This window comes from Rahnella sp. GSA61A (assembly GCF_019969905.1).
In the GTDB taxonomy this organism is placed as follows: Bacteria; Pseudomonadota; Gammaproteobacteria; order Enterobacterales; family Enterobacteriaceae; genus Rahnella; species Rahnella aceris.
On the sequence record NZ_JAHXYO010000004.1, the window covers coordinates 215,221 to 240,355 of the forward strand.

The 25,135-nt window shown below is 52.2% G+C and carries 23 protein-coding genes; 10 read left to right on the forward strand and 13 right to left on the reverse strand.

Going from position 1 to position 25,135, the window contains the following annotated elements:
- Positions 1-19 precede the first annotated feature (19 nt).
- Positions 20-982: an FAD:protein FMN transferase gene (locus LC431_RS07415; protein WP_112151385.1), complete on the forward strand. Its 963-nt coding sequence runs from the start codon at positions 20-22 to the stop codon at positions 980-982.
- On the opposite strand, the gene dcuR is transcribed toward LC431_RS07415, so the two are convergent.
- From dcuR to LC431_RS07430, 3 genes are all read right to left on the reverse strand, one after another.
- Positions 976-1,695: a two-component system response regulator DcuR gene (gene dcuR, locus LC431_RS07420; protein WP_014416701.1), complete on the reverse strand. Its 720-nt coding sequence runs from the start codon at positions 1,693-1,695 to the stop codon at positions 976-978. The genes LC431_RS07415 and dcuR overlap by 7 nt on opposite strands.
- Entirely contained in the window at positions 1,692-3,311 is a 1,620-nt protein-coding gene (locus LC431_RS07425; protein WP_013578290.1) for a sensor histidine kinase, read from the reverse strand. The genes dcuR and LC431_RS07425 overlap by 4 nt, the downstream gene beginning before the upstream one ends.
- 239 nt (positions 3,312-3,550) lie before the next feature.
- Positions 3,551-3,868: an RcnB family protein gene (locus LC431_RS07430; protein WP_013578291.1), complete on the reverse strand. Its 318-nt coding sequence runs from the start codon at positions 3,866-3,868 to the stop codon at positions 3,551-3,553.
- A 329-nt stretch (positions 3,869-4,197) separates the two neighbouring features.
- Here LC431_RS07430 and LC431_RS07435 point away from each other — a divergent pair, with 329 nt between their 5' ends.
- Positions 4,198-5,103, forward strand: coding sequence for an SDR family oxidoreductase (locus LC431_RS07435; protein WP_223509564.1), 906 nt, complete (start codon positions 4,198-4,200; stop codon positions 5,101-5,103).
- Between the two features lie 315 nt (positions 5,104-5,418).
- Positions 5,419-5,640, forward strand: a complete 222-nt coding sequence (locus LC431_RS07440) for a hypothetical protein (RefSeq protein WP_013578293.1) — start codon at positions 5,419-5,421, stop codon at positions 5,638-5,640.
- A gap of 205 nt (positions 5,641-5,845) precedes the next feature.
- On the opposite strand, the gene LC431_RS07445 is transcribed toward LC431_RS07440, so the two are convergent.
- Positions 5,846-6,754 carry a MurR/RpiR family transcriptional regulator gene (locus LC431_RS07445; protein ID WP_013578295.1) on the reverse strand — a complete coding sequence of 303 codons (909 nt, stop codon included), beginning with the start codon at positions 6,752-6,754 and terminating at the stop codon, positions 5,846-5,848.
- A gap of 343 nt (positions 6,755-7,097) precedes the next feature.
- Between LC431_RS07445 and LC431_RS07450 the strand changes: the two genes are divergently transcribed.
- The 3 genes from LC431_RS07450 (at position 7,098) to LC431_RS07460 (ending at position 12,173) form a co-directional block, all read left to right on the forward strand.
- Positions 7,098-9,227, forward strand: coding sequence for a TonB-dependent siderophore receptor (locus tag LC431_RS07450; RefSeq protein ID WP_121019911.1), 2,130 nt, complete (start codon positions 7,098-7,100; stop codon positions 9,225-9,227).
- Positions 9,228-9,264: 37 nt separating this feature from the next.
- A complete protein-coding gene (locus tag LC431_RS07455; protein ID WP_223509565.1) occupies positions 9,265-10,356 on the forward strand; it encodes an ABC transporter substrate-binding protein in 1,092 nt (363 codons plus the stop codon).
- A 263-nt stretch (positions 10,357-10,619) separates the two neighbouring features.
- Positions 10,620-12,173: a peptide MFS transporter gene (locus LC431_RS07460; protein ID WP_112197320.1), complete on the forward strand. Its 1,554-nt coding sequence runs from the start codon at positions 10,620-10,622 to the stop codon at positions 12,171-12,173.
- A 71-nt stretch (positions 12,174-12,244) separates the two neighbouring features.
- Here LC431_RS07460 and arsC read toward each other — a convergent pair whose 3' ends face one another.
- The 3 genes from arsC to LC431_RS07475 are packed head-to-tail and all read right to left on the reverse strand — an operon-like array spanning position 12,245 to position 14,382.
- Entirely contained in the window at positions 12,245-12,676 is a 432-nt protein-coding gene (gene arsC, locus LC431_RS07465) for a glutaredoxin-dependent arsenate reductase (RefSeq protein ID WP_037032937.1), read from the reverse strand.
- 51 nt (positions 12,677-12,727) lie between these two features.
- A complete protein-coding gene (locus LC431_RS07470; RefSeq protein WP_013578300.1) occupies positions 12,728-14,017 on the reverse strand; it encodes an arsenic transporter in 1,290 nt (429 codons plus the stop codon).
- Between the two features lie 44 nt (positions 14,018-14,061).
- Positions 14,062-14,382: a metalloregulator ArsR/SmtB family transcription factor gene (locus LC431_RS07475; protein WP_223509566.1), complete on the reverse strand. Its 321-nt coding sequence runs from the start codon at positions 14,380-14,382 to the stop codon at positions 14,062-14,064.
- A gap of 279 nt (positions 14,383-14,661) precedes the next feature.
- On the opposite strand from LC431_RS07475, the gene LC431_RS07480 reads away from it, so the two are divergent.
- Positions 14,662-15,996, forward strand: coding sequence for a glycoside hydrolase family 10 protein (locus tag LC431_RS07480; RefSeq protein WP_370633766.1), 1,335 nt, complete (start codon positions 14,662-14,664; stop codon positions 15,994-15,996).
- 160 nt (positions 15,997-16,156) lie between these two features.
- Here LC431_RS07480 and fhuE read toward each other — a convergent pair whose 3' ends face one another.
- The gene (fhuE, locus tag LC431_RS07485; protein WP_223509567.1) at positions 16,157-18,367 is read right to left on the reverse strand and encodes a ferric-rhodotorulic acid/ferric-coprogen receptor FhuE; all 2,211 of its coding nucleotides are present in this window, start codon (positions 18,365-18,367) and stop codon (positions 16,157-16,159) included.
- Positions 18,368-18,588: 221 nt separating this feature from the next.
- A complete protein-coding gene (locus LC431_RS07490) occupies positions 18,589-19,983 on the reverse strand; it encodes a Xaa-Pro peptidase family protein (RefSeq protein ID WP_223509568.1) in 1,395 nt (464 codons plus the stop codon).
- A gap of 135 nt (positions 19,984-20,118) precedes the next feature.
- On the opposite strand from LC431_RS07490, the gene LC431_RS07495 reads away from it, so the two are divergent.
- Positions 20,119-20,751 (forward strand): helix-turn-helix domain-containing protein, encoded by a 633-nt coding sequence (locus LC431_RS07495; protein ID WP_013577710.1) that lies wholly within the window; start codon positions 20,119-20,121, stop codon positions 20,749-20,751.
- 52 nt (positions 20,752-20,803) lie between these two features.
- On the opposite strand, the gene LC431_RS07500 is transcribed toward LC431_RS07495, so the two are convergent.
- Entirely contained in the window at positions 20,804-21,199 is a 396-nt protein-coding gene (locus LC431_RS07500; protein ID WP_013577711.1) for a YebG family protein, read from the reverse strand.
- A 193-nt stretch (positions 21,200-21,392) separates the two neighbouring features.
- Between LC431_RS07500 and LC431_RS07505 the strand changes: the two genes are divergently transcribed.
- Positions 21,393-21,857, forward strand: coding sequence for a GNAT family N-acetyltransferase (locus tag LC431_RS07505; protein WP_013577712.1), 465 nt, complete (start codon positions 21,393-21,395; stop codon positions 21,855-21,857).
- 115 nt (positions 21,858-21,972) lie between these two features.
- Here LC431_RS07505 and LC431_RS07510 read toward each other — a convergent pair whose 3' ends face one another.
- A complete protein-coding gene (locus LC431_RS07510) occupies positions 21,973-22,848 on the reverse strand; it encodes a LysR family transcriptional regulator (protein WP_112151376.1) in 876 nt (291 codons plus the stop codon).
- A 114-nt stretch (positions 22,849-22,962) separates the two neighbouring features.
- On the opposite strand from LC431_RS07510, the gene LC431_RS07515 reads away from it, so the two are divergent.
- Entirely contained in the window at positions 22,963-23,952 is a 990-nt protein-coding gene (locus LC431_RS07515) for a nitrilase family protein (protein ID WP_121019914.1), read from the forward strand.
- 43 nt (positions 23,953-23,995) lie between these two features.
- Here LC431_RS07515 and LC431_RS07520 read toward each other — a convergent pair whose 3' ends face one another.
- Positions 23,996-24,394 (reverse strand): SgcJ/EcaC family oxidoreductase, encoded by a 399-nt coding sequence (locus LC431_RS07520; protein WP_013577715.1) that lies wholly within the window; start codon positions 24,392-24,394, stop codon positions 23,996-23,998.
- 3 nt (positions 24,395-24,397) lie between these two features.
- Positions 24,398-25,123: a sulfite exporter TauE/SafE family protein gene (locus LC431_RS07525; protein WP_217244601.1), complete on the reverse strand. Its 726-nt coding sequence runs from the start codon at positions 25,121-25,123 to the stop codon at positions 24,398-24,400.
- Positions 25,124-25,135 lie beyond the last annotated feature (12 nt).

Here is a 25,135-nt window from a genome sequence, read left to right on the forward strand (position 1 = left end):
TATCACGCAGGGTATTACAATGACGCCAGACGATCGTGTTTATGCTTATTCCGCTGTTTTGATGGGTTCGCCCATTCTTCTCAAGCTGTTTGAACATAACGAAAGTCTGGCGTCTGGCGTTTTCAGGTTGATCAAATTGCAGGAAAACACCTTCACGGTGAACCGCGCGCACTCCGATATTATGGCGATTAACCATGCCGCAGGACGTGACCCTGTCACCGTCAGCGAACCGGTCTATGCATTAATCCGCCGTGCGAAAGCCATCAGTTGCCTGCCGGACAGCCATTTTAATTTCACCATCGGCCCGCTGGTCAAGCGCTGGAAAATCGGCTTCAACGGTCACACCATCCCGGCTGCACAGGATATCAAGACATTGCTGGCGCTGACCGATCCTGAAGACGTGATCCTTGATGAACAAACCCGTTCGGTGTTTCTGCAAAAAGCCGGCATGGAAATCGACCTCGGGGCGATTGCCAAAGGTTATATCGCCGATGTTGTGCGGGATTACCTGCGGGAACAACAGGTTGAGAACGCATTAATCAATCTGGGCGGTAACGTACAAACGCTGGGTTCCGGTGCGGAAGGGGCATGGGCGATTGGGCTGAAAAAACCGTTTTCGGACCCGGACGCGCTGATCGGTGTGATCAACGTCATCGGCAAATCGGTGGTGACGTCCGGTATTTACGAGCGTTATTTCGAACTGGACGGGCACTGTTATCATCATATCCTTGACCCGAAAACCGGTTATCCGCTGGATAACGAACTGCTCAGCGTGACCATTATTTCTGAGGATTCAATAGACGGGGATATCTGGACAACGTTGCTGTACGGGATGGGCGTGGAGAAGAGTCTGGCATATATGTCGCAGATTCCGCACATCGAGGCGATTTTCGTCACCCGCGACGGGCGGATTATCTTGTCATCTCAGCGGCAGTTTACCTTCATGCCACTGGATGACCGTTATCGTCTGGTGACTTACTGACAGTACTGCTTCAGCAACGAGTAGTGATCGGCCTGCAGACGGTAACGATATACCGGCCGGCCCGTGACGCCGTAATGAATGCTGGTGAACAAAATGTTCATCTGTGCCAGCCAGATCAGGTATTTACGACAAGACACCCGCGAAATATTCACGGACGTTGCCAGTTCATCCGTGGAAAATTCCATTGTCGGATGGGCATCAATCCACTGACACAAGGTGCGTAATGTCTGCAGCGTTAAGCCTTTCGGTAACTTTTTGGTGTCCGCCGCCGCAGTATTGTTGCCGTGGATCAGCCGGTCAACGTCTGACTGTTCGTAATACTGCTGATTATCCATCAGTGTTTTCTTCTGCTGCCAGCCGGTCAGTGCTTCCTCGAAACGGGAAAACTGGAACGGTTTGATCAGATAATCCACCACGCCATAATTAAGCGATTTTTTGATGGTTTCTGCATCTGCAGCCGAAGAAATGACAATGACGTCGACAGGCCGTCGGGCGTTACGCAGTTCAGGCAGCAAATCCAGCCCGTTATCCTGCTGCATATAGACGTCGAGCAAAATCAGGTCGATAGACAGTTCTGAATTCAGTACCAGATCTTTCGCCTGTTGCAGCGTCGACGCGGTGCCGCAGCACGCGAAGCCGTCAATCTGGCCGACATAACATCGGTTCAGCTCTGCCACCATGGCATCATCATCAACTATCAGTACATTGATCAAGAATTTGTCCTCTCGGCATCCCAGGGAAGTTGTACAAAAAATTGAGTGTAAACATCAGGTTCCGATTCTACAGTAATCGTTCCGCCGAGGCTTTCCACTTGCTGTTTAGCAAGAAAAAGTCCCATGCCCCGCTGATCGCCTTTCGACGACACACCCTTTTCGAATATTGCGTCAATATTTTCCGGCTGAATGCCCGGCCCGTCATCACTGACGATGCAGGCCAGCGAACCATTCTGATAGTGCAGCAAGACGCTGACTTCACCATCAGGCTGATCGCCAAGCGCATCCAGCGCATTTTCAATCAGATTGCCCAGCACGGTAATCAGTGCTGCCACCTGATCTTCATTATTATTATCCGGCAGCAGACTGTCATCGCTGAGCGTTAACAGATGCCGGGTGTCCGATGCGCGGTTAATCTTGCTGAGCAGGAAACCGGCAATTACCGGAGACTTTATTTTCAGCAACAGTGAACCGATTTCCGCCTGATAGTTATTGGCCGTTTTGAGAATGTAATCCTCAAGCTGAGCATAACTTTTCATGTGCAGTAATCCGAGGATCACATGCAGTTTGTTCATGAATTCATGCGAACGTTCACGCAACGAATCTGCATAGTTTACCATGCCGCTCAGGCGCTGCATTAACTGGCTGACTTCGGTTTTATCCCTGAATGTACATATCGCGCCAATGATGACGCCGTTGTTGCGTACCGGTACGGTGTTGCTCAGCAGCAAACGCCCCTTGAAGTTGATTTCTTCGTCACGGCGCGGCACGCCGGTATTGAGCACATCGCGAAGGTTGGCGATAAGTGGCAGGGAATCGGCGTCCGGCGTTACGTCGATGGCGGTTTCACGGAAAGTCTGCCGCGCCGTCTGGTTGATCAGCGTGACATGCGCCTGATCGTCGACGGCTATCACCCCTTCTTTGATCGACTGCAGCATCGCCTGACGTTGTTCAAACAGCGTCGAAATTTCATAAGGTTCCAGCCCGAACAAAATACGTTTGAGCAATTTCACCAGACAGTAAGTGCCCAGCGCGCCGACCATCAGGCCGAAAAGCACCGTCCACAGAATACTCCAGCGACTTTTATTGATTTGCTCCGTGACTTTGACCAGCGAAATCCCGATGGCAACCACACCGATTTGCTTATGGTGATCATCATAGACCGGCGTGAATACGCGCAGCGCTTTGTCGAGCGTACCTTTGTTGATGGAGACATTTTCGTTGCCGAGCAGCGCCGGATTAATGTCATCGCCGATAAAATGATGACTGATCACATCCGCATTCGGATGCGAATAACGGATGCCATCCATATTGGTGACCACAATAAAGAGCAGGTCATTACGTTTTTGCACTGCGCTGGCGATGGGCTGAATAATATTACTGTCAGGAGGCAGCAGCAGAGCGCGTTTTGTTTCGGGCAAATCTGCCATGGTTCTGGCGACGGCCAGGGCCTTTTCTTTCACACCATCGCGGGTGGTGTCGCTCACCTGAACAAAATAGAGCATATGGACAACCAGCAAAACAGACGCAATCACGGCGCTTATCATCAGGCTGACTGACGTGCTGAGTTTCATGGGGTGCTTGCGCACGGAATGGCGTTGCTGCGAGTCGCTCATGGGAGCCCCGGAGAGAATAGAGCCAAATGCTCATTGATAATTTTGATGGTTCGCGTTGTTCATCCGGTGGTATGGCGTAGAACTCTGCGTGAACCATCCCTGTTCACGCATAATGATATGTTTATTTGCTTGATACTTCCGCTATTTATTACTTTCGAAAGTGCGATTTACGGTGCGGGAACCGCAATAAAAAAGGCCTGAATCTCTTCAGGCCTTATCTTTGCAATCCTGATGACAGATTACTGGAAGTAAATATCGCCGTTTTCGGCTTTGAGGATCTTCCCGTCGGTGTCGGTGATCAGCGCGTAGCTGCCGCCGATGTAAGTCCAGTGGCTGCCCGCATCGGGTGCAGGCAGGTGACGTTCCTGCCAGCCGACGATTTCATAGGGTTTGGTGCGGTACAGCGCAGGCACCTGATCGCCGATGGAATACAATTTGGAATCATCGTAGAACGATTTGATTTCATGTGAGTTTGACGCGGCAAATGCCGTGTTAGCCAGAGGTAACAACGATGAAACAACCAGGGCTGATAACATAACAATTTTAGAATGACGCATAGATTATCCCGTTAAAACCATCAACTTAATGCCTGCCTCGGTGATATGCCGCCAGTCCGTTGTATGAGCAGTAAAGCCGAAGCCTGTGCTTTTTCTGTAGGGCAGGATAATAACGAGAAAGTGAGCGCAGGCTGGGAGGTTTTTTTGTGTCGAAATGCAAATGGCGCAACAGCCAGCCCGGTCATGATGACATTTAAGGCTGTGCCGTTGCTGATATGACTTCAGAACCGTCCGATGATTTCAACCAGCCTGTCTGTATGTTCTATGGTTAAGGTTCATTCTTTTTCTACATGCGTTTTGTAGATTCATTTTAAAAATAAGGAGTGTTTATGAACAACAAAACAATCCCGATCTCCCTGAATGAACCTCACGTTGATGCGTATCCGACGCCGCCGTTTGAGCATCAGAAGCAGCCGTTTCCGGGGCTGGCCAGCAAAATGCACCCTGTACCCGATCATGGCGAAAAAACCTACAAAGGCAGTGCCCGGCTGGAAGGCCGTAAAGCGCTGATCACTGGCGGTGACTCCGGCATTGGTCGTGCGGTGGCGATTGCCTTCGCCCGCGAAGGTGCACAGGTTGCCATCAATTATCTGCCGGACGAAGAGGCCGATGCCAAAGAAGTGGTCGATCTGTTATGGGCCGAAGGGCGGAAAGTGATCGCCATTCCGGGCGATATCCGTGACGAGAAATTCTGCCAGCAACTGGTGAAAGAAGCCGAAGAGAAACTCGGCGGGCTGGATCTGCTGGTCAATAACGCCGGTCGTCAGCAGTTCTGTGATTCGATTAAGGATCTGACCACTGAAGCGTTTGACGCCACGTTCAAAACTAACGTGTATGCGATGTTCTGGATAACCAAAGCGGCGCTGGAATTCATTCCTCGCGGCGGTTCGATCATTAATACCACCTCCGTGCAGGCGTTTTTACCGAGCGATAACTTGCTCGATTATTCATCAACCAAAGCCTCGATCATGGCCTTCACCAAAGGGCTGGCTAAACAGCTCGCGGAGGATGGCATCCGCGTGAACGGCGTTGCACCGGGGCCATACTGGACGCCGTTGCAGATTTCAGGCGGTCAGCCGCAGGAAAAAATCGAATCATTTGGTGAGCAGGCTCCCCTGAAACGTCCGGGGCAACCTGCGGAAATCGCCGCGATATACGTGACGCTGGCCTCAAACGACAACAGCTATTCCTCAGGACAAATCTGGTGTTCTGATGGGGGAACCGGCACGGTATAAGCCGCCTTCAGCAACGCCAAAGCCCGTCATTGACGGGCTTTTTTATTCAGGCATGTTCCCGCGCATTGGTACGTCATAAATAATTACGTTGCTAATTAATTCGGCATAACCCTTCATCTTTACTCATCTTTTACAGGTACCAGATAACCACTGCTTTTATTCTTCGTGTCTGTGTGATTGCCCGCGCTCTGCATGCGGGCTTTTTTTTTGCCTTAAAATGCTTTGATAGATATCGATTTCATAATAAGCAATCAGATTATTCCAATTATGCTATATTTGAAGGAATCATTTTCTTTTTTGTGCAGAGTGCATCACATGCCGGATATCAAAATTGTTTGCGAGCAATGCGGGGCAGATCGTTTCATCGCCGCAGTGAACTCGCCCCTGGCAGAGACCGTACATTCTCTGATTTGTGCCGTTTGCCAACACCCGGTGCGGGTGGAAGAAGTTGTTATCTTCAGGGACGGTATGTATATCAGTGGTTCCTATGACACTTTCCTGACCGAACCTGGCAAATTGCATAATTTTATTCTCTGAATATTCAGCGTCCGTTTTGCCTTACTGGCAATAAACATTGAAGCGCAAACAGACAAAGATATCACCATGATTAATGCCAGCCCGCCCAGTAGTCCCCGGCCCATGCCTGCTCCTGCAAATAACGACGAGATAAACAGCAGGACTGGTGTCCGGTGTTTCCCCGTTACCATTTTTAGTGCCAGTTCAGTATCACAGGTCGTCTGGCCTACACGCCGTCCTGCAACTTTCTGATTTTATTCGCGGATTTCAGAGACTGATTGAGATCCTGAATGCGCTTCATGGTTTTCAGGGTCCGCGATGCGGTAGCCGAGGCAAGGGATAAAATCAGCATTTCCAGACAGACCAGTACCGTGCCATGGAGCGGCATGCGGCCATTTTCACCACCGCGCGGAACATTGATGACAATATCAGCTTGCTTTGCAAAAAAAGAATCACTGGCGTTGGTCAGTAAAATGAGAGGGATATTCAGACGCTTTGCTTCCTGTATTGCCGTTCTGCCCTCACGATGAGCACTTTTCTGCGCCATCATGATCAGGACATCGCCGCGTTGCAGGTTTATGAGCTGTTCCGCCAGCGCAATGCCTGAGCGGTTAAGTGATACTGCCGGAATGCCAATCCGGCTAAAAAGCCGTGTGCTGTAGTCCGCTAAAATGCCTGAAGCGTTCAGACCAAACACCGCCACCTGACGCGCATTAATCAGCAGCGCGATAGCTTCAGAAATGGCCTGCCGGTTAGCGGGCTCGGCCAGCGTATCGCATGCACGTTTATGCCCGTCGAGAACGAAGTTGATACCCGAATTGATATCGCTGGCCAGTTCGCTGACCGTCGTGCTCATCTTCTCTTCCGAGTTCACCGCCGTACCAAACCAGGCTTCCAGCGTCTTTTTCATGTCGCGTAATCCGGCGAAACCGAGTGCCTGAACGGCGCGTACTACAGTGGCATCCGAAACTTCTGTCGCGGCTGCAATATCCATTGCCGTGGCTTCCAGCGCCGATTCACGGTTGTTGTGGATATAAGACACCACCGCCTGCAAGCCGGGAGACAGTGAGGGCGCCCGGGCGCGGTAGCGTTCACCGAAAACATCAATACGTCTTTTTACCGGAATGGCAGCCATGTAATTTTACCGATCCTTTTAGTTTTGAAAGGCTTACCGGTGAATGCAAAGCATTCACACTGTGGGTTTATTTTAACAATGTAGCGTTTTTAGCAGCAAAAATATTCAAATTCTTCTGTGCTGAACCGGAACCCTATGCGCCTGAAACGTCAGGTTTCAATAAAAATTATTTAAAAACAGTTTGTTAAGTTCTGCTGAAAGCAAGATGCCTGCCGTAAAGTCATGATTTCTTCCTGTAGCAAAATTCTGAAACATATCATTTACTACTACATATCTGCATGTTGGAATGATTATCAATTGCATTACGGGGAAGTGCGTTATATTTAACACCGGGTTGATTGAAATGAATAATAAAAAACTGTTTGATTTTAAAAGAAAAGGCCATCCGGCGATTCTTGCTGCTATTTATGGCGTTGCGATGCTGGCGCCTGTTACAGGGTATTCAGCCGCAGACAGCGACACGCTGACCATCACAGGAAATGAGGCGAATGATCAGGGATACAGCGCAGGCACCAGTTCTGTCGCCAGTAAAACGCCGACACCGCGCCTTAACGAGGCACAATCGGTCAGCGTCGTGACCCGACAACAACTTGACGATTATCAGGCCACAAGTCTTTCTGATGCGATGCGTTTTGTCAGCGGTGTCAGTGAGGGGAATACGCTCGCGGGCACGGAAGATGGATTTGTCCGGCGTGGTTTTGGTTCCAACTCTGATGGGTCCATTTATCGCGACGGCGTCCGCAGCAGTCAGGGTCTCAATTTTGATGCCACCACCGAGCGGGTTGAAGTGCTGAAAGGTTCCGCGTCATTACTCTACGGGATCCAAAACCCCGGGGGTGTCATCAACCTGGTCAGTAAAAAACCGCAGTATGACTGGCACACCAAAGTCAGCGGACGTTACGCCAGTGAAGGTGGCGGAGCAGGGACAGTGGATGTCACCGGCCCGCTGGGTAATGGTTTTGCTTTTCGCATGATTGCGGAAAAACAGGATCAGGATTACTGGCGTAATTTTGGCAGTGATAAACACACCCTGATTTCGCCTTCACTGCAGTGGTACGGCGAAAAGGCCAGTTTCCTGATCAGCTATTCTGATTACCGCTACGACATTCCATACGATCGCGGAACCGCTTTTATTAACGGTAAACCGATCGATACTGGCTATAAGGACCGGCTGGATGACAAGTCAAACCGCGCCTGGGGTCATAATAAAACGCTGAACGCCCATTATGACTGGCAGTTCAGCGATGACTGGAGCACCCGCCTGACGCTGGGATGGAACCAGCGCCGCTACAATAATGACGAAGTCAGGGTGACAGCGGTTAACGCGACAACCGGCGCCGTGACGCGCAGGGCGGATGCCAATCGCGGTTTTAATCACAAGACCAAATATGTTTCCTGGGATCTGCTGGGTTCACAGGACATTCTGGGTATGAATCATGATCTTGTGCTGGGCACTGATTATGAGATGAACCAGACTTATCGTGCGCATCAATACCAGGGCAAAGCCAACAGCAGCTTCAACTTTATGGATCCGCAATACGACATTCTCTCCCCGGTCGCCGACAGCACGACTGAGAATACGGCTAACGGCAATAACCTGAACCGGATACACAGTCGTTCGGTGTATGCCAAAGACAGCATTTCACTGACACCGGACTGGATTGCGGTACTTGGCGGCCGTTATCAACATTATGAGCAACGAGCCTCAAAAGGCTTTGATCCCGTCGTTCAGACGCTTGATTCCGAAGGGAATAAGTTTTTACCTCAGGCCGGTCTGATTTATAAAGTCACGCCAGAGGTGTCTCTTTACAGCAGCGTCAGCAAATCCTTTACGCCCTCAACGGATGTAGACGATGACGGCAACGTAGGAAAACCTGAACAGGGCACTACCTGGGAAGTGGGCAGTAAATGGCAGATTACGCCACGCATGTTTGCCAGCGTGGCGCTGTACCGTATCGATGAGCGGGACATGTCACTGAGCATTAACGGCGAAACACGCGCCATTGATAAAGCACGTTCCAGCGGGGCGGAATTTGAGCTGAATGGCGAGATCCTTCCTGACTGGGAAGTCAGTGCCAATTACAGCTATGACAAAGCCGAAATTGTGGATGACGGTGAAAACTCTGCGAATAACGGCAACCGTTTGCAGAATGCGCCGCGCCATTCGGGCGCGCTCTATCTGAGCCATAATCTGGTGATTAACGGCCTGCCGGGTGATTTCCGTGTCGGCGGCGGGGCGCGTTATGTCGGCACCCGTGCGGGAGACCCGGAGAACAGTTTCACGTTACCTGATTATGTTGTGGCTGACAGTTTTGTTGCGTGGAACAACCGTCTGTTCGGGGAGAAGACGCAGCTGAAACTCAACCTGAATAACCTGTTTAACAAACATTATTACACGTCCAGCGGCGGTAACCTGCGCGTGCGCGAAGGTGAAACCCGTAATCTTATGGTGCAGGCAAGTGTTGAATTCTGATCTGCGGTTGACTCCGCGAGCGCGTAGATATTCTGTTATGACTGTGCTGTTTATGTTGTTGCTGACGGGCTTTGGCGTACAGGCCCGCACAGTGATCGATATCGACGGTAATCATGTGGACATTCCCGATAATCCGCAACGTATCGTGCTGGGCGAAAGCCGGATGCTTTATACGCTGGCCCTTCTGGAAACGGGTGATCCTGTCAGACGGATTGTCGGCTGGCCACTCGATCTGAAGAAGTATGACAGCCAGACCTGGGACATTTTTGCGCAGCGTTTTCCGCATATATTGACGATTCCGTCGCTGGGGTTGGGGGGAACAAATGATATGAACCCTGAAAAGGTGCTGGCGCTGAAACCAGATCTGGTGATCCTGCCCAGCCTTGCGCGCTATGACGATGCCGATTTGCGTCTTAAAGAAATGCTCAACGCTGCGCATATCCCGATAGTGAAAATCGATCTTCGTGTCCATCTGCTGAAAAATACTACGCGCAGTGTGAGTATTCTGGGCGAGGTGCTTAACCAGACTGCACGCGCCCAGGCATTTAATCACTTTTACGATACTCATATGCAGGTTATCCATGATCGTCTGGCCGCTTATTCCGGCCACAAACCGACGGTGCTGCTTCAGTTACATCTTGGACGTCGCAATGAATGTTGCGTGACTGCCGTGAAAGGCAGTCTTGGTGAACTGCTGAATTTTGCCGGAGGGGATAATATCGCCAGCAAAACGGTGCAGGGCGTCTTTGGCCAGCTGAATGAAGAAACGGTTATCATTGCGCAACCTGAGGTTTATTTCGCCACGGGTGCAGGTTCTCCTGATGATCAGAATGATTTGAAACTGGGGCCCGCCATATCACCGGAAATGGCACAACAAAGTCTGCGGGAACTGACTGCCAGGCAGAATGGATTGCGTGAACTTAAAGCGTTGCATAACGGCCGCACCGGGATGATATGGCATAATTTCTACCTCAGCCCGTGGCATGTTGCCGCGACCGAGTTCATGGCAAAAACCCTTTATCCTGATGTGTTTGCGGATATCGAACCTGAGCAGACATTAAAACAGATCTTTCATGACTACCTGCCAATCCCCTATACCGGCACATATTTTGCCAACGGCAGCCGGTGAAGGGGCGTTGTTCTGAATGCATATTTTATCCTGAGGGGCTTTTTTCTTCGTAAATTCACCTGCCATGTCCGGTTTTCTGCCGCTATAAAATCTGTAAAAGTGGACATTAGTCGACTTTTCCTCTAAAACTTCTGCGGTTAATGCCAGACAATACCGGTATTCGGCAATCAAATAATAAGCGCTGAATGCTTAAGAGCGGCTGCAAGACAGCCGCCGGGCAAGGGTATTCACAACGATTACGACAGACTTTCTCTGGAGAATTTATGCATTCCTCTGTTAATAAAAACGAAAGCAGGACCTTCTTCGGCCATCCTTATCCGCTCGGCTCATTGTTCTTCACTGAAATGTGGGAGCGGTTCTCGTTTTATGGCATCCGTCCTTTACTGATCCTGTTTATGGCGGCGACGGTTTACGACGGCGGTATGGGGCTTGCGCGTGAAAACGCATCAGCTATCGTCGGTATATTTGCTGGCTGTATGTATCTGGCGGCGCTGCCGGGCGGCTGGCTGGCAGATAACTGGCTCGGGCAGCAGAGGGCGGTCTGGTACGGATCGATTCTGATTGCGCTCGGCCACCTGTCGATTGCGCTTTCCGCTTTCATGGGCGACAGCCTGTTCTTTATCGGCCTGATGTTTATTGTTCTCGGCTCCGGCCTGTTCAAAACGTGCATCTCGGTCATGGTGGGCACGCTGTATAAAAAAGGTGATGCGCGTCGTGACGGCGGTTTCTCACTGTTTTATATGGGCATTAACATGGGGTCGTTTATCGCGCCGCTGATTTCCGGCTGGCTGATAAAAACGCATGGCTGGCATTGGGGCTTTGGTATCGGGGGGATCGGTATGCTGGTGGCGCTGATTATCTTCCGTCTGTACGCCGTGCCGGCCATGAAACGTTACGACAGCGAAGTGGGACTGGATTCCACCTGGAACAGTCCGGTTGCTAAGAAAAACGGTGTGGGTGTCTGGCTGCTGGCGCTGGCCGCCGGTGTGGCAATCATCGTTGCGCTGATCTCGCAGGGCGTGATCGTCATTAACCCAGTTGCCGTCGCCAGCGTGCTGGTGTATGTGATTGCGGCGTCCGTTGCGCTCTATTTTATCTATCTGTTCCTGTTTGCCGGACTGAACCGGAAAGAGCGCGCCCGACTGCTGGTGTGCTTTATTTTGCTGGTCTCGGCTGCCTTCTTCTGGTCTGCGTTTGAGCAGAAACCGACCTCGTTCAACCTGTTCGCCAACGACTACACCAACCGCATGATCGGTGATTTTGAAATTCCTGCCGTCTGGTTCCAGTCCATCAATGCGTTGTTTATCATCCTGCTGGCACCGGTATTCAGCTGGGCATGGCCGTTGCTGGCGCGTAAAAACGTGCGCCCGAGCAGCATCACCAAGTTCATCATTGGCATTTTATGTGCGGCGGCGGGCTTCGGGATCATGATGATGGCTGCCCAGAACGTGCTGAACAGCGGCGGGGCAGGCGTATCGCCATTATGGCTGGTGGGCAGCATTCTGATGCTGACGCTCGGTGAGCTGTGCCTGAGTCCGATTGGTCTGGCGACCATGACGCTGCTGGCGCCGGAAAGAATGCGCGGTCAGATGATGGGCCTGTGGTTCTGTGCCAGTGCGCTGGGGAATCTGGCGGCCGGTTTGATTGGCGGACACGTAAAAGCCGATCAACTGGATATGCTGCCTGACCTGTTCGCCCGTTGCTCCATTGCGTTGCTGATCTGCGCTGCGGTGCTGTTCGTCCTGATCATTCCGGTTCGCAGAATGCTGGAAAACGTTCAGTCTAAGACAGAACAAAAACCGGTGTCACATGCCTGATGGCGGGTAAGGTGTTTGTCGAATACCGCTAAGAATCAATAAGGCCGGTCTGATGACCGGCCTTATTTTTTTTAGATTTTCGTTATACGTTTGCCGTTTTCATCAATAACTGCTTCACCGTCTTCCTTGGTGAACGCGCCACGTTGCGCATCAGGCAAGATCGCTAATACCTCCTCAGAAGGGCGGCATAACCTGGTGCCCAGCGGCGTGACAACCACCGGCCGGTTGATCAGAATCGGGTACTGCAACATGAAGTCGATCAGTTGATCGTCGCTGAAATGATTGTCTGCCAGTTTTAATTGCTCATACGGTTCGACATTTTTGCGTAACAAGGCCCGCACGGGAATGCCCATATCCGCAATCAGTTTTACCAGTTCTTCACGGGCCGGTGGGGTTTCAAGATAAAAAATCACGGTGGGCTCAGCGCCGCTGTTGCGGATCAGCTCAAGGGTATTGCGCGATGTACCACAGGCCGGGTTGTGATAAATAGTGATATTGCTCATCAGGAGGTTCTCTTTTTCAATCTTAGTGTGAGGTCAGGCGTTAAACATCCGTTACAGCGCCACAGACAACCGCAGCGCTAAAGCTGCCAGCGTGACAAACAGCACAGGCAGGGTCATGACAATACCCACCCGGAAGTAATATCCCCAGGTAATCGTCATATTCTTCTGTGACAATACATGCAGCCATAACAGTGTTGCCAGGCTGCCAATCGGGGTGATTTTTGGCCCCAGATCGCTGCCGATCACGTTGGCATAAATCATCGCCTCTTTAATGACTCCCGTGGCTGTGCTGCCATCAATCGACAGCGCCCCGATCAGCACGGTCGGCATATTGTTCATGATGGAAGAGAGGAAGGCGGTGATAAAGCCGGTTCCCAGCGTAGAGGCCCATAAACCCTGTTCTGCCAGCTGATTCAGCACGGCAGACAGGGCGTGCGTCAGCCCGGCATTACGTAAACCATAAACCACCAGATACATACCCAGCGAGAAAATGACGATTTGCCACGGCGCGCCGCGCAGCACTTTGCCGGTATTAATGATGTGACCTTTCCTGGCGATAATATAAAGGATCAGTGCGCCGACAGCGGCGACCAGGCTGACCGGTACGCCGAGGGGTTCAAGACCAAAGAAACCCGCCAGCAGAAGGATCAGAACCAGCCAGCCTGCTTTGAAGGTGCTGGCATCGCGGACAGCCTCAGCAGGCTGTTTCAGCAGAGAAATATCGTAAACCGGCGGGATGTCTTTGCGGAAAAACAGGTGCAGCATGACCAGTGTTGTCGCAATGGCTGCCAGATTAACCGGGCCCATGACGGACGCATATTCCGTGAATCCCAGGTTGAAGAAATCAGCCGAGACAATATTCACCAGATTTGAGACGATCAGCGGCAGGCTGGCAACATCCGCGATAAACCCGGCTGCCATGACAAAGGCTAATGTCGCGCCGCGACTGAAACCCAGAGCCAGCAGCATCGCCATGACAATCGGCGTCAGAATCAGTGCGGCACCATCATTGGCGAACAGGGCAGCGACCATCGCGCCCAGTAAAATAATCCAGGTAAATAACAGACGCCCGCGTCCGTTTCCCCAGCGTGCAACATGCAGTGCCGCCCACTCGAAGAAACCCGATTCATCCAGCAGCAGGCTGATAATGATAACGGCAATAAAAGTGGCCGTTGCGTTCCAGACTATTTGCCAGACAACCGGAATATCACCCGGGTGAACGACACCCGTCAGTAATGCCAGACCCGCACCCAGCATGGCGCTCCAGCCAATGCCCAGCCCGCGGGGCTGCCAGATAACCAGAATCAGGGTGAGTAAAAAAATAGTACCTGCCAGCAACATGATCGACTCCGTACATATTTGTTATAGTGTATGTGTTTATGGTTTTAACATGAAACCGATGACTTATTATTCAGCTTGCGGCGTATGTTTTCGCGGTCACAGTTCCATGCAGAATCGATAATCGCCGCTGACCATGCAGGCATTTGTGGCGAGAGGCGGTAATGTACCCATTTTCCTTCCCGGCGGTCTGTGACCAGTCCGGCTTCACGTAACAGCGCGATGTGACGGGAGATCTTGGGTTGTGATTCCGCTGTTGCGGCACAGATATCGCAAACGCAAAGTTCTCCTGATTCCCTGAGAAGCATCACAATAGTCGAGCGCGTTTCGTCGGCAAGCAGTTTAAAAAGCTGCGCAGGCTGTAACATATTGAGTCCCGTTGTGGATTAGTAAAACATATGCTAATCCATATATGATGGCTTTCAAAGCACAGATTTCAGAAATGAACTCAGGGAAATATGGCGCCTGCTTTCGGTGCGCATAATCATGATTATGTTAAATTGAATATCAGATTCCAGAAATCGAAATCCTGGCAGGTTTGCGGATTGCCCTGACGTCAGCGCTAAGTGCATGAGTGATTGACTTTAATTTCAATAATAAGAAAATGTTTCTTTTCGCGCGACGACCAGACATCACCGGAGTTTATCATCGCTTTTTCCCGTCATTTTCCTTGCGTCACCGCCGTCAAACACCCTGGTGCCGTTGTGGCTTTTGCGCTGTTACTGGTGGCTGGCTGTGCCTCGACACCGCCAAAATCACTGGTAACGCCGCTGCCGCCAGTGGCGAAGCACCCTCTTCCTGGTCAACCTGTGCAGAGTCATGAACCCGTGCGCGGCGTCTGGCTGGCGACCGTTTCCCGCCTGGACTGGCCACCGGTTAATTCGGTGAATGCCGGCAGTGCGTCTTCGCGCATCAGCCAGCAGCAGCAAGCGCTGACTGCCAAGCTGGATAAGCTTAAAAGTCTGGGCATCAATACGGTTTTCTTCCAGGTAAAACCTGACGGTACTGCGTTCTGGCCTTCAAAAATTTTGCCGTGGTCAGATATGCTGACGGGCAAAATTGGTCAGGATCCGGGTTATGATCCGTTGCAGTTTATGCTCGATGAAGCGCACAAGCGCGGGATGAAAGTCCATGCGTGGTTTAACCCTTACCGTGTGTCTGTGAACACCAAACCTTCGACTGTGGCAGAACTGAATCAGACATTGCCACTGCACCCTGCCAGCGTGTTTGTGCTGCACCGCGACTGGATCCGAACCTCCGGGGATCGTTTCGTGGTGGACCCTGGTATTCCTGAGGCGCGCGACTGGATCACCAGCATCGTGGCGGAAGTGGTGGCGCGTTATCCTGTCGATGGTGTGCAGTTTGATGACTATTTTTATTCCGAATCACCGGGTTCCTCGCTGGATGACAGCCTGACGTTCCGGAAGTACGGTCAGGGTTACGCTTCTAAAGCCGACTGGCGGCGTCACAATACCCAGATGCTGATTGAGCAGGTTTCACGCACCATAAAACAGCTGAAACCGGGTGTGGAATTTGGCGTCAGTCCGGCGGGTGTCTGGCGTAACGTGTCGCATGATCCGGCAGGTTCACAAACTTCCGGCGCAGCGGCTTACGATGAAGCCTATGCGGATACCCGCCTGTGGGTGCAACAAGGTTTGCTCGATTATATTGCGCCGCAACTGTACTGGCCATTCTCCCGCAAGGCGGCGCGTTATGACGTGCTGGCAAACTGGTGGGCAAATGTGGTCAAGCCCACACATACGCGGCTCTACATTGGTGTCGCGTTGTATAAAGTGGGTGAACCGTCCAAAAATGAACCGGACTGGATGGTCAGCGGCGGCGTGCCGGAGCTGAAGAAACAGCTCGATATGAATGAATCCGTACCGCAAATTAACGGCACGATTTTGTTCCGCGAAAACTACCTCAACCAGCCGCAGACGCTGGACGCGGTCCGTTACCTGAAAAGCCGCTGGGGAAGCTGAAATAAGTTAGCTGACATCCATCTATGCTGAATTCCTTTGCCGCTGCTTCCAGTCCTCTGATCACGCGACGATAGTCCCGTGCACGGACAGAGAATGACAGTAAGGCACCGCCTGAACTCGCAGGCGGTGCCTTTTTTTTATTGCGCGTTAAACCTTCATATCAGAACGTGTAATTTGCGCTGACCGAGACATTGCGCGGTTCACCGTAAACGGCGTAATCACTGAGCCACGAGTAGTACGTGCGGTCAAACAGGTTGTTGATGTTGGCCTGCACGGACAGCTGTTTTGTCACCTGATAACGCGTGAACAGGTCCACCAGCGCGGTGCTGCCCTGCGATACACGATGCGTTTCGCCGTCCGGCCCGGTGGCATCCTGGAAGGTGCGGTTCTGCCAGTTTACACCGCCGCCGACGGTCAGATCCGGCATCATCGGTAGCTGGTAGCGGCTGAACAATTTCAGCTGGGTCTGCGGCATATTGCTGTTGAGACGGCTGCCGGTTTCGTCTTTCGCCACATAACGCGTCGCACCAAAGGTCATTTGCAGGTTGTCGGTCACCGCGCCGTTGATCTCAAACTCAGCGCCTTTGCTGACGGTGCCGCTGACCGAGACATACGCCTGCTCGCTGGAGCCGTTAACGTGATTGCTGCCATCTTCCTGTGCCACGTTATCCTGTTCGATACGGAATACTGCCATTGTGGCGGTCAGACGACCGTCCATCCACGCGGATTTAAGCCCGGTTTCGTAATTTTTCCCGGTGGTTGGGGACAGATAATGGCCGTTAATATCGCGGTCAGTCTGCGGCTGGAAGATGGACGTATAACTGGCGTATGCCGACCAGGTGTCGTTGATGTCATACACCAGACCGCCGTATGGCGTGATGTTGTTCTTGCTCATGCTGCCGCTGCTGCCATTGGTGCTCCATTGGGTATAACGTGCGCCAACGATCAGCGAAAGCGGATCCGCCAGTGAGAAGCGGGTGGCAAAATAACCGGCTTTCTGGCGGATGACATCGTCCGCATTCAGATACCAGTCTCCCCACTCCGGCTCGCTGACATTGCCGTTCCAGCTGTTGCCAAAACTGCCAATTGTGTCGCTGTCGAGAGAACCGTCTGCGCTGTAAGTCTGGTTGTGCTGGCGGCTGTAACTGACGCCAGCCACCATCTGGTGCTGACGGCCAAACAGTTCAAACGGCCCGGTGGCGTAAGTGTCGAGGGAATCCACTTTGCGCGTGCCACGGTCTTTACTGCCAAAACCGCTGAGACCAGTGCCCGTCGTGTGATCCGGGAAATCCATCAGATACAGCAATTTATCATTAAACGTTTGCTCGCCATGTGTGCCGTTTACACGGAATGTCCAGCCGTTATCAAAGTCATGTTTAACGTTGGCGAACACTTTACGCGACTGAATGGCATAATTCGTCCAGTCGGCGGAAGTGTTGGTACTGCGGTCATAATGCGTGCGCGAGCCGTCTGTGTACCAGGTTGGCAGGCCGCCCCAGGTCGGGTTGCCGGTGTTATTTTCCTGATAATCGTAACCGAGCGACACGGTGGTGTTATCGGTCACATCGGCATCCACTACGCCGTAGAAGAATTTTTTACGCTTGTGATAGCGATCCAGCCAGCTGTCCTGATCCTGATAACCGGCTACCACGCGCCCGCGCACCGAACCTTCCTGATTCAGCGGACCGGAAGCATCGAGCACGTAACGCTGTTTGTTCCAGCTTCCGTAACTGGCGCTGATATCGCCGGTGAATTCTTTGCTGTCGGCGTGTTTACGCACCATGTTGACAGAGGCGGCCGGATTGCCCGCCCCGGTCATCAGGCCTGTGGCGCCACGCACCACTTCGATACGGTCATAAATCGCGGTGTCTTCGGCGGCATCACCAAAATTCCAGGTGTCGCTGACGGACGTTGGAATGTCGTCGTAGGTGTAATTATTGATGTAAAAACCGCGGGAGAAATAGGATACGCGTTCGCTGTCGATGACTTCCGTCGAGATGCCGGTGGTGTTATTCAGCACGTCGCCCACCGACTGGAGGTTCTGATCCTGCATGCGCTGTTTGGTGATCACACTGACCGACTGCGGAATATCGCGCGGCGTCAGGTTCATTTTGGTGCCCGCAGTGGTGGTTTTGACCGCGTAATCCTGCCCGTCGCTGGCAGCGGCGGTCGCCGAACCTTCAATCACCATATCCTGCTGCGAGCCGGATGCGGCGGTATTCGCGGTGCCTGTCGTCCCACTGCCGGTTTCAGCGGCCTGCGCCGGATTCACCAGAACAAAAATCGCCAGCGCCAGTGTGGAAACCGTAAATGTTTTTCTTACCTTTAACGCACCCTGCTGCACGTCATATACCCTGCCATTCAAAGACATAACACATTCCCATAGCAATTTTTTTAAGGGCGAGTCTGTTTCTATTTATTGTTTTAACCAGAACAGCTCGAAATGAGAATGTGAATAGTAATTATTAACATTAACCCTGTCGCGCAGAGGATTCATCTTAATAAGTAACAAATTATGAATGCAAAAAAATTCAGAGGAAAATAAGAACCCGGCGAAGAACTTCACCGGGTTTAATGATGAGGCAAATTGCTTTACGTCCGCACCAAAGCCCGCGACTTATCCAGCAGGAAAGGCCGCAGGTAACCGACAGTATTGGAAAGCAGAATCACGTCCTCGGAAAGGCGAATACTCAGCACGTCCGTCAGGTATTTTTTACGGGTGACCATACGCTGCCAGACCTCCGGGAACTGCGTTTCCAGCTCTTTTCGCAGTGATTCATCTGCCAGCCCTACCGTATCTTCGATGCTGCTGCCACCATAGCCGGGTAATGACGGAATAATATCAATCTGAAACAACATGCCACTTTCAAACGGGATCACTGAGCCACCGTATACCGGAGAACACAGCCACTCCTCATCTGCAACCAGATGACCGGGATTGAGATGCCAGTGATAGATGCTCTGTGGCAGCGTTTGCTCAACAAGCTGATAAAGCTCACCGCCGGTCAGCCCGATACGCAGTGCTTCAAGCCAGGTTACTACCGTGTGGTAATAGGGTATCGCAAGCCGCTGCAACCAGTCCGAAACCTCTTCCGGTAATTCATTTTCCGCCGCCACCACATACGCCGCACGGCTGGTGAGGCCTCCTTTGTATCCGGCGGTGAGCGAAAACTTATCGCCACGCCGGATAGTTTTGTCGGAAGGATACAGATTCGCATGGGCGAAACGCTCACCCGTCGCGGCAATCATAATCACGTTCCCGTGCTGGCCTTCTCCTGCCAGTAACTGACCGATTTCTTTTTCTGATTTGCCGGGTGCAATCGTATCCAGCGCCGCAAGCACCTGAGTGGAGGCCAGGTTGGCGCCGTATTCATAAAACGCCACTTCATTAGCGGTATTAATCCGCCGCGCACCATTTTCTGGCGAGGTAAACAGACCGGTGGCGTTGACCACATCTCCAGCCACGCCCGCGGCCTTTCGGACTGCGTCGAGGACAAACGCGGGCACATCAAAGGTGGTTTTATCCGTGACAGGGTCACATCTGAACAGTTTCCAGCCTGCAATGCCAACGTGCTGCGCGTCAGCAATACCGGCAGATTTAAGCAAATCGTGCAGCGGCTGATGATGTTTCATCGGCTGGTTGGGCAGGGAAAACACCGGCGCATGCAGGCAGCGACCGGCGTTGCGCGCATGGGGAACCAGTTTCAGATTTTCATTCCCCATAACATAAGTCAGCTCACCGGTCGCGCGCACCACCAGCAAGGCTTCTTCAAAGCGCGGGATAAAACCCGCAAGATATTCGAAATTGCCGCCGTGTTCTTTGTCGGCATAAATCACCAGGCTGTCGAGCTGATGCTGTTGCATCGCGTGAAGGATATGACGCAGGCGTGACGCCATGGTTTCATCGGATAATACCGGGGTGGGAATGTGAGGGTAAGTCGCGGGAGCCGGGAGGGTTTTCAGTGAATACTCATGTTCAGCTTTCATTGCCTGTCCTTTTGCATGGCGGGGGGAAAGAGGATTATGCCCCAAACGGCCTCTTAAGGCCGCATTCACCGGACAGGGAACTCTGCTAAATTTAAGGTAATTCCCTGCTGTTGCTGCCTGACGAGGTTAATAACGATGGTTACCGAGAGTGATAAGGGCAAAGACCTCAGTCAGGCTACCGCTGAGCTATTTGCCGAACTTATTCCCTATCTCCAGTTCCGTACTGTCCCCGCGGGCTCGCGCTTCCATCTGTATGAGAGGGGGGAATTTTATTGTTATTTCATTCGCAAAGGCTGGTTTAAAACCTTTCATAACGACGAACCTGTGCTGATAGGTACGTTGTCAGTGCCGGGCATCATTGGTATTGGCGGTGCGGTGCCCTCAGAGGCCAGAATGTTTATTCAGGCGCAGGATGAATCTGAGATTGCCGTCTCCACCGTGGCGGAGATGCATGCCCTGATTGATCGTCTGGAGTTGTGGGAGCCAATGGCAAAGCACTTTTTCAGGATGACCAACAATCTCTATGTCAAAAGCACAATGCTGACGGCACCGACATCCTATGAAATTCTGCGCCACCAGCTCATGGAACTCATGAAAGAACCGCCGGAAATACGCGAAAATATTCCTGCTGCCCATTACATTCAGCTTAAGACGCACCTTTCACGCAGCACGATCATGAAAGTGCTTTCACAATTGAAACAGGGGGGATATGTGAGGCTGCACAACGGTATTCTGAAAGAAGTGATCCGTTTGCCACTGAAATACTGAGCGTGGTATCAGGGGGGAAGAAAGCGTGCCGTTACGCACGCTGTTCTCTCAGTTACGCGGCTTTTACCGCACGGACTTTTTTGGCCGTGGCAGGTTTTTCAGCAACATTTTCTTCGGCAGCATTTTCTTCAGCAGCCACGTTTTCTGCGACCACTTCTTCTGCTTCTGCTTCTGCTGGCGTTTCAGCGGCGGGCTGGTGTGCGATTTCTGCTTCCGGCAATTTGCTGGTGCGCAGAATATGCTGGACGGTGTCTTTCTGCTCGGCGAGGTGAAGTGCAATGTTTTCCGCCAGTGCTTCATCCATCCCGATATTGCTCTGTAACAGCCATTCAGTAAAAGCATCCGCCATGTCCAGCATCTTGTCGTAAGCGTCTGCTTCTTTCTTATTGGCAAAAGTCATTTTCTCTTCACCTTTTCTGACCACAACAAATTTTGTTTCAACAGCCATGATTCGCTCCTTATACTGTAATTATATACAGCATACCAATAATCAGTGCAGGATACATCATCCGGCCTGATTTTTATAGTGCGGCGCGTCAAAGGCCGGGCACATACCCTGGCAACTATAACGCGGGTGAATTTCTCAGCGTTAGCCGGTAAGGTAGAAAACGACCTGTTTTCAACGAACTTGTGAGGTTCCCGTGACAAACCTGAAAGCTGTATGCAACTGGACCAAAGACACTTATCTGATCACTACCGATTTTCAAAAACTGGATATTCCGGCAATTCACGCCTACCTGACCCGGTCAAGCTGGGCGCCGGGCATTGACGAACAGACGGTGCGCGCTGGCGCAGAAAACAGCCTGAACTTCGGGTTGTTCGACGACGGAAAACAGATCGGTTACGCCCGCTTTATCACGGACTACGCCACCTTTGCTTACCTGTGTGATGTCTATGTGCTGGAAGATTATCAGGGGAAAAATCTGGGCGCATGGCTGATCGAATGTGTGCAGTCGCATCCGGTCACAGCAAAACTTCGCCGGATGGCACTCTTTACTTCTACCGCGCCGTGGTTGTATCAAAAGTTTGGTTACACACCGGTTAACGAACCTGACTACACCTGGGTCATCACCCGGCCAGGAATTTACCTGAACAAAGACGGGTAGTTCAGGCTTTCCTGAACGCACGGCTGGAAACAGAAACTGAATTCTGGTCAGGGTCTTTCGCATTGGTGAACTTATCGCCGTCGGCCTGATGGCGCGGGCCACATTCCGGACCGTTCTATATACAGGCAGCGGCTTTGAGATTTTCAGTCACCATCCGCACAAAGTTATCGCGAATGACATCTTCATTCCGGGCGTCCCATGCAATCCCCACCTGCCAGCGCGTCGCAGGGCCGGTGAGCGGAAGTATTTTCAGCTCCGGCGGCGCAATATGCACGACGCTTTCGGGTAGCAACGCCACGCCGATCCCGGCTGCTACCAGTGCGACAATAGTCTGGATATCCTCCGCCCGTTGAACCGATGAAACATGAAACAGATTCTCCTGTAAAAAACGGTCTGTCTGCGCATTCAGCCCCCCCGCCCGCTCAGTATACAAACGCAGTAACGGACGGTTCCTGAGCCTTTCACTCATATCCTCGCCGTTATCTTCAGACACCACCAGCACCAGTTTATCCTCAAACAGCGCGTGGTAACTGAGCGGTGCAGGCGGCGGGACACGCACAAAACCAATGTGCAGTTCCCCGCGTTGCAGCATGTCGTATTGCTGCGCGGAAGGCAGATCTTCCAGCGTGATATCCACGCCGGGATATGCTGCGCGGAATTTCGCAATACATTGTGGCGCCAGGATGAAACTCGACAGGCCGAATCCTGCCGCCAGCAGCCCTTCTCCCCCCTTTTCAACCTGGCTGGCATGTTGCATAAACGCGGCCATTTGTCGCAATACTTTCTCCGCTTCCGGCAAAAGCCGCTGGCCTGCGGCTGTCAGCGCACTGCCGTGTCGTCCGCGGGCAAAAAGCGCCACGTTCAGCGTCGATTCCAGCAGATTGATCTGTTTGGTGAGTGCCGGTTGTGAAACGGAAAGCGCCTGCGCTGCCTGCGCATAATTCCCTTTTTCAGCCAGTGTGACAAAAGCCCTGAGCAAACGTGTGTTCACTTTATATATTCCATTGGGTTATCAGATTTGGAAATCATTTCATTATAAAGTTATCAGTCGCATTGCTCTAATACCAGCGTCAACCGAAATCCCTGAAGACGTATGGAGAAGAACATGTCGGACCCCAAAACACTCAAAGCAGCGGTCATTCAATTTCAGCATCAGGCGGGTAACAAAAAATATAACCTGTTAATTATGGAGCGTTTTATCGAAAAAGCGGCTATTGAAGGCGTCAATATTTTGGCCTTTCCGGAAATGTGTATCACCGGTTACTGGCACGTGCCCAAACTCGATGCTGCTGGCGTTCAGGCACTGGCGGAGCCAGCCGACACCGGCCCCTCTGTTGCGCTGATCCGCTCGCTGGCCGTGAAACATCAGATGCTGATTGGCGCCGGATTTATCGAACGTGCCGCTGACGGGCGTCTGTATAATGCCTACGCCGCCTGCATGCCTGACGGTTCGTTACACATCCACCGCAAAATGCACGCCTTTGAGCATGAGGCTTTCAGTTGCGGTGACAGTTATACCGTGTTCGGGACCCCCTGGGGCGTGAAGGTCGGGATCCTCATCTGCTGGGACAACAATCTGGTGGAAAATGCCCGTGCCACCGCCCTGCTGGGAGCAGATATTTTACTGGCACCGCATCAGACAGGCGGCACACATTCACGCAGCCCGCACGGCATGAAACCGATACCGCTGGCATTGTGGCAGCAGCGTGCTGAACGCAAAGAAGAGATTACCGCAGCGTTTAAAGGTCCCAGCGGCCGGGAATGGCTGATGCGCTGGTTGCCCTCACGCGCTCACGATAACGGCATGTTTATTTTGTTCAGTAACGGCGTCGGTGCGGATGATGATGAAGTACGCACCGGTAACGCGATGATCCTCGACCCTTATGGCCGGATCGTCGATGAAACCTGGGTTGCTGCGGATGCGATGGTCAGCGCGGATCTGGATTTATCGCTGATCCCGATGAGTACCGGCAGGCGCTGGATGGCAGGCCGCAGACCCGATTTGTATCATATTCTGACTGAATATCAGGGCTATGAGCGGGATGCAATGACGGCACGTTTTTCTGAGGAATTACCGGGGATCCCAAAACGCTAAATCACCGTGGATGGATGAAGCGAATAAGGCTCCTTGCGGAGCCTTATTCCTGATCCAACAGCGATGTGCCGTATGAATTATCGATGGTACACAGCCAGCGACCGTCCGGTTCATGGCGGAAAACATAGGTGGCACGGCGGGTAGTGGTCACCTTTCCGCCCTGTCCGTCGGGGAAATGCAGCACCGTTTCCATGATCACCAGCGCATCCTCTGCCCCTTCAATCACCTGCATTTCGCCCTGTTCTACCACCAGCTGATCCTGAAAATAATCCGAGATGGCGATAAAGGCTTTGCGGATGTCGGTTTTGCCGCGGGCAATCATGCCCGGTTTAATTACCAGCGCCGCCTCTTCGGCATAATGCGCCATCAGTGCGTCAAAATCCCTGACGGATATGGCTTTGTCACAGGCTTCGATAACCTGGCGGATCGGGTGTGTACTCATCTGTTAATGTCCTTTTGCTGAGTTCCAGAGTAAAGAGATGCCCGCCAGAAATAACATGATGTCGATCAGGCGGTTGAAGGATGTCTCTGACATCTTAATAACAAATTTTTTGCCAATAAGCATCCCTGTCGTCAGTGTGCCACCCACCAGCAAGCCGCTCAAAAACACCGGCCACGGCATTGCACCAATCACGCTGAACGCTGAGGCCTTGGCGAAATAAATCGCGAACGAAGCGGCAGCCTCGGTGGAAAGCAGCGCACCTTTCACCAGCCCGTAACCGGCGAAAACCGGAATGGTCAGCGGGCCGGTTGAAAATACCACACCGGTCAGAAACCCTGTCAGCGTGCCTGCCATCGCCAGTTGCGCACTGCTGAGGGTAAAAGCCCGGTAACGGGCGTAATGACGCAAGGGGATCAGCAACAAGAAGAACGCGCCGATACACATATTCGACAGCGTGGCGGGCATTTCCCACAGGGTATTTGCGCCGAGAACGGCGGCGGGAATGCCGGGCATGGCGTACAGCAAAAATGCCCGAATGTTGATGTCTTTGCGCCAGAGAAGCACGCGGGAGATATTGCCGACAATAGCGGCAATCGCCATCACCGGAATCGCAGTTTTCGGGCCGAAAGTATACGTCAGCGCCGGCAACAGCATGATGGAACCGCCGGTGCCGACAACGCCGCTGATCACACCCGCCAGTATGCCCGTCAGAGCAATCACCACATACATCACGTCACATTT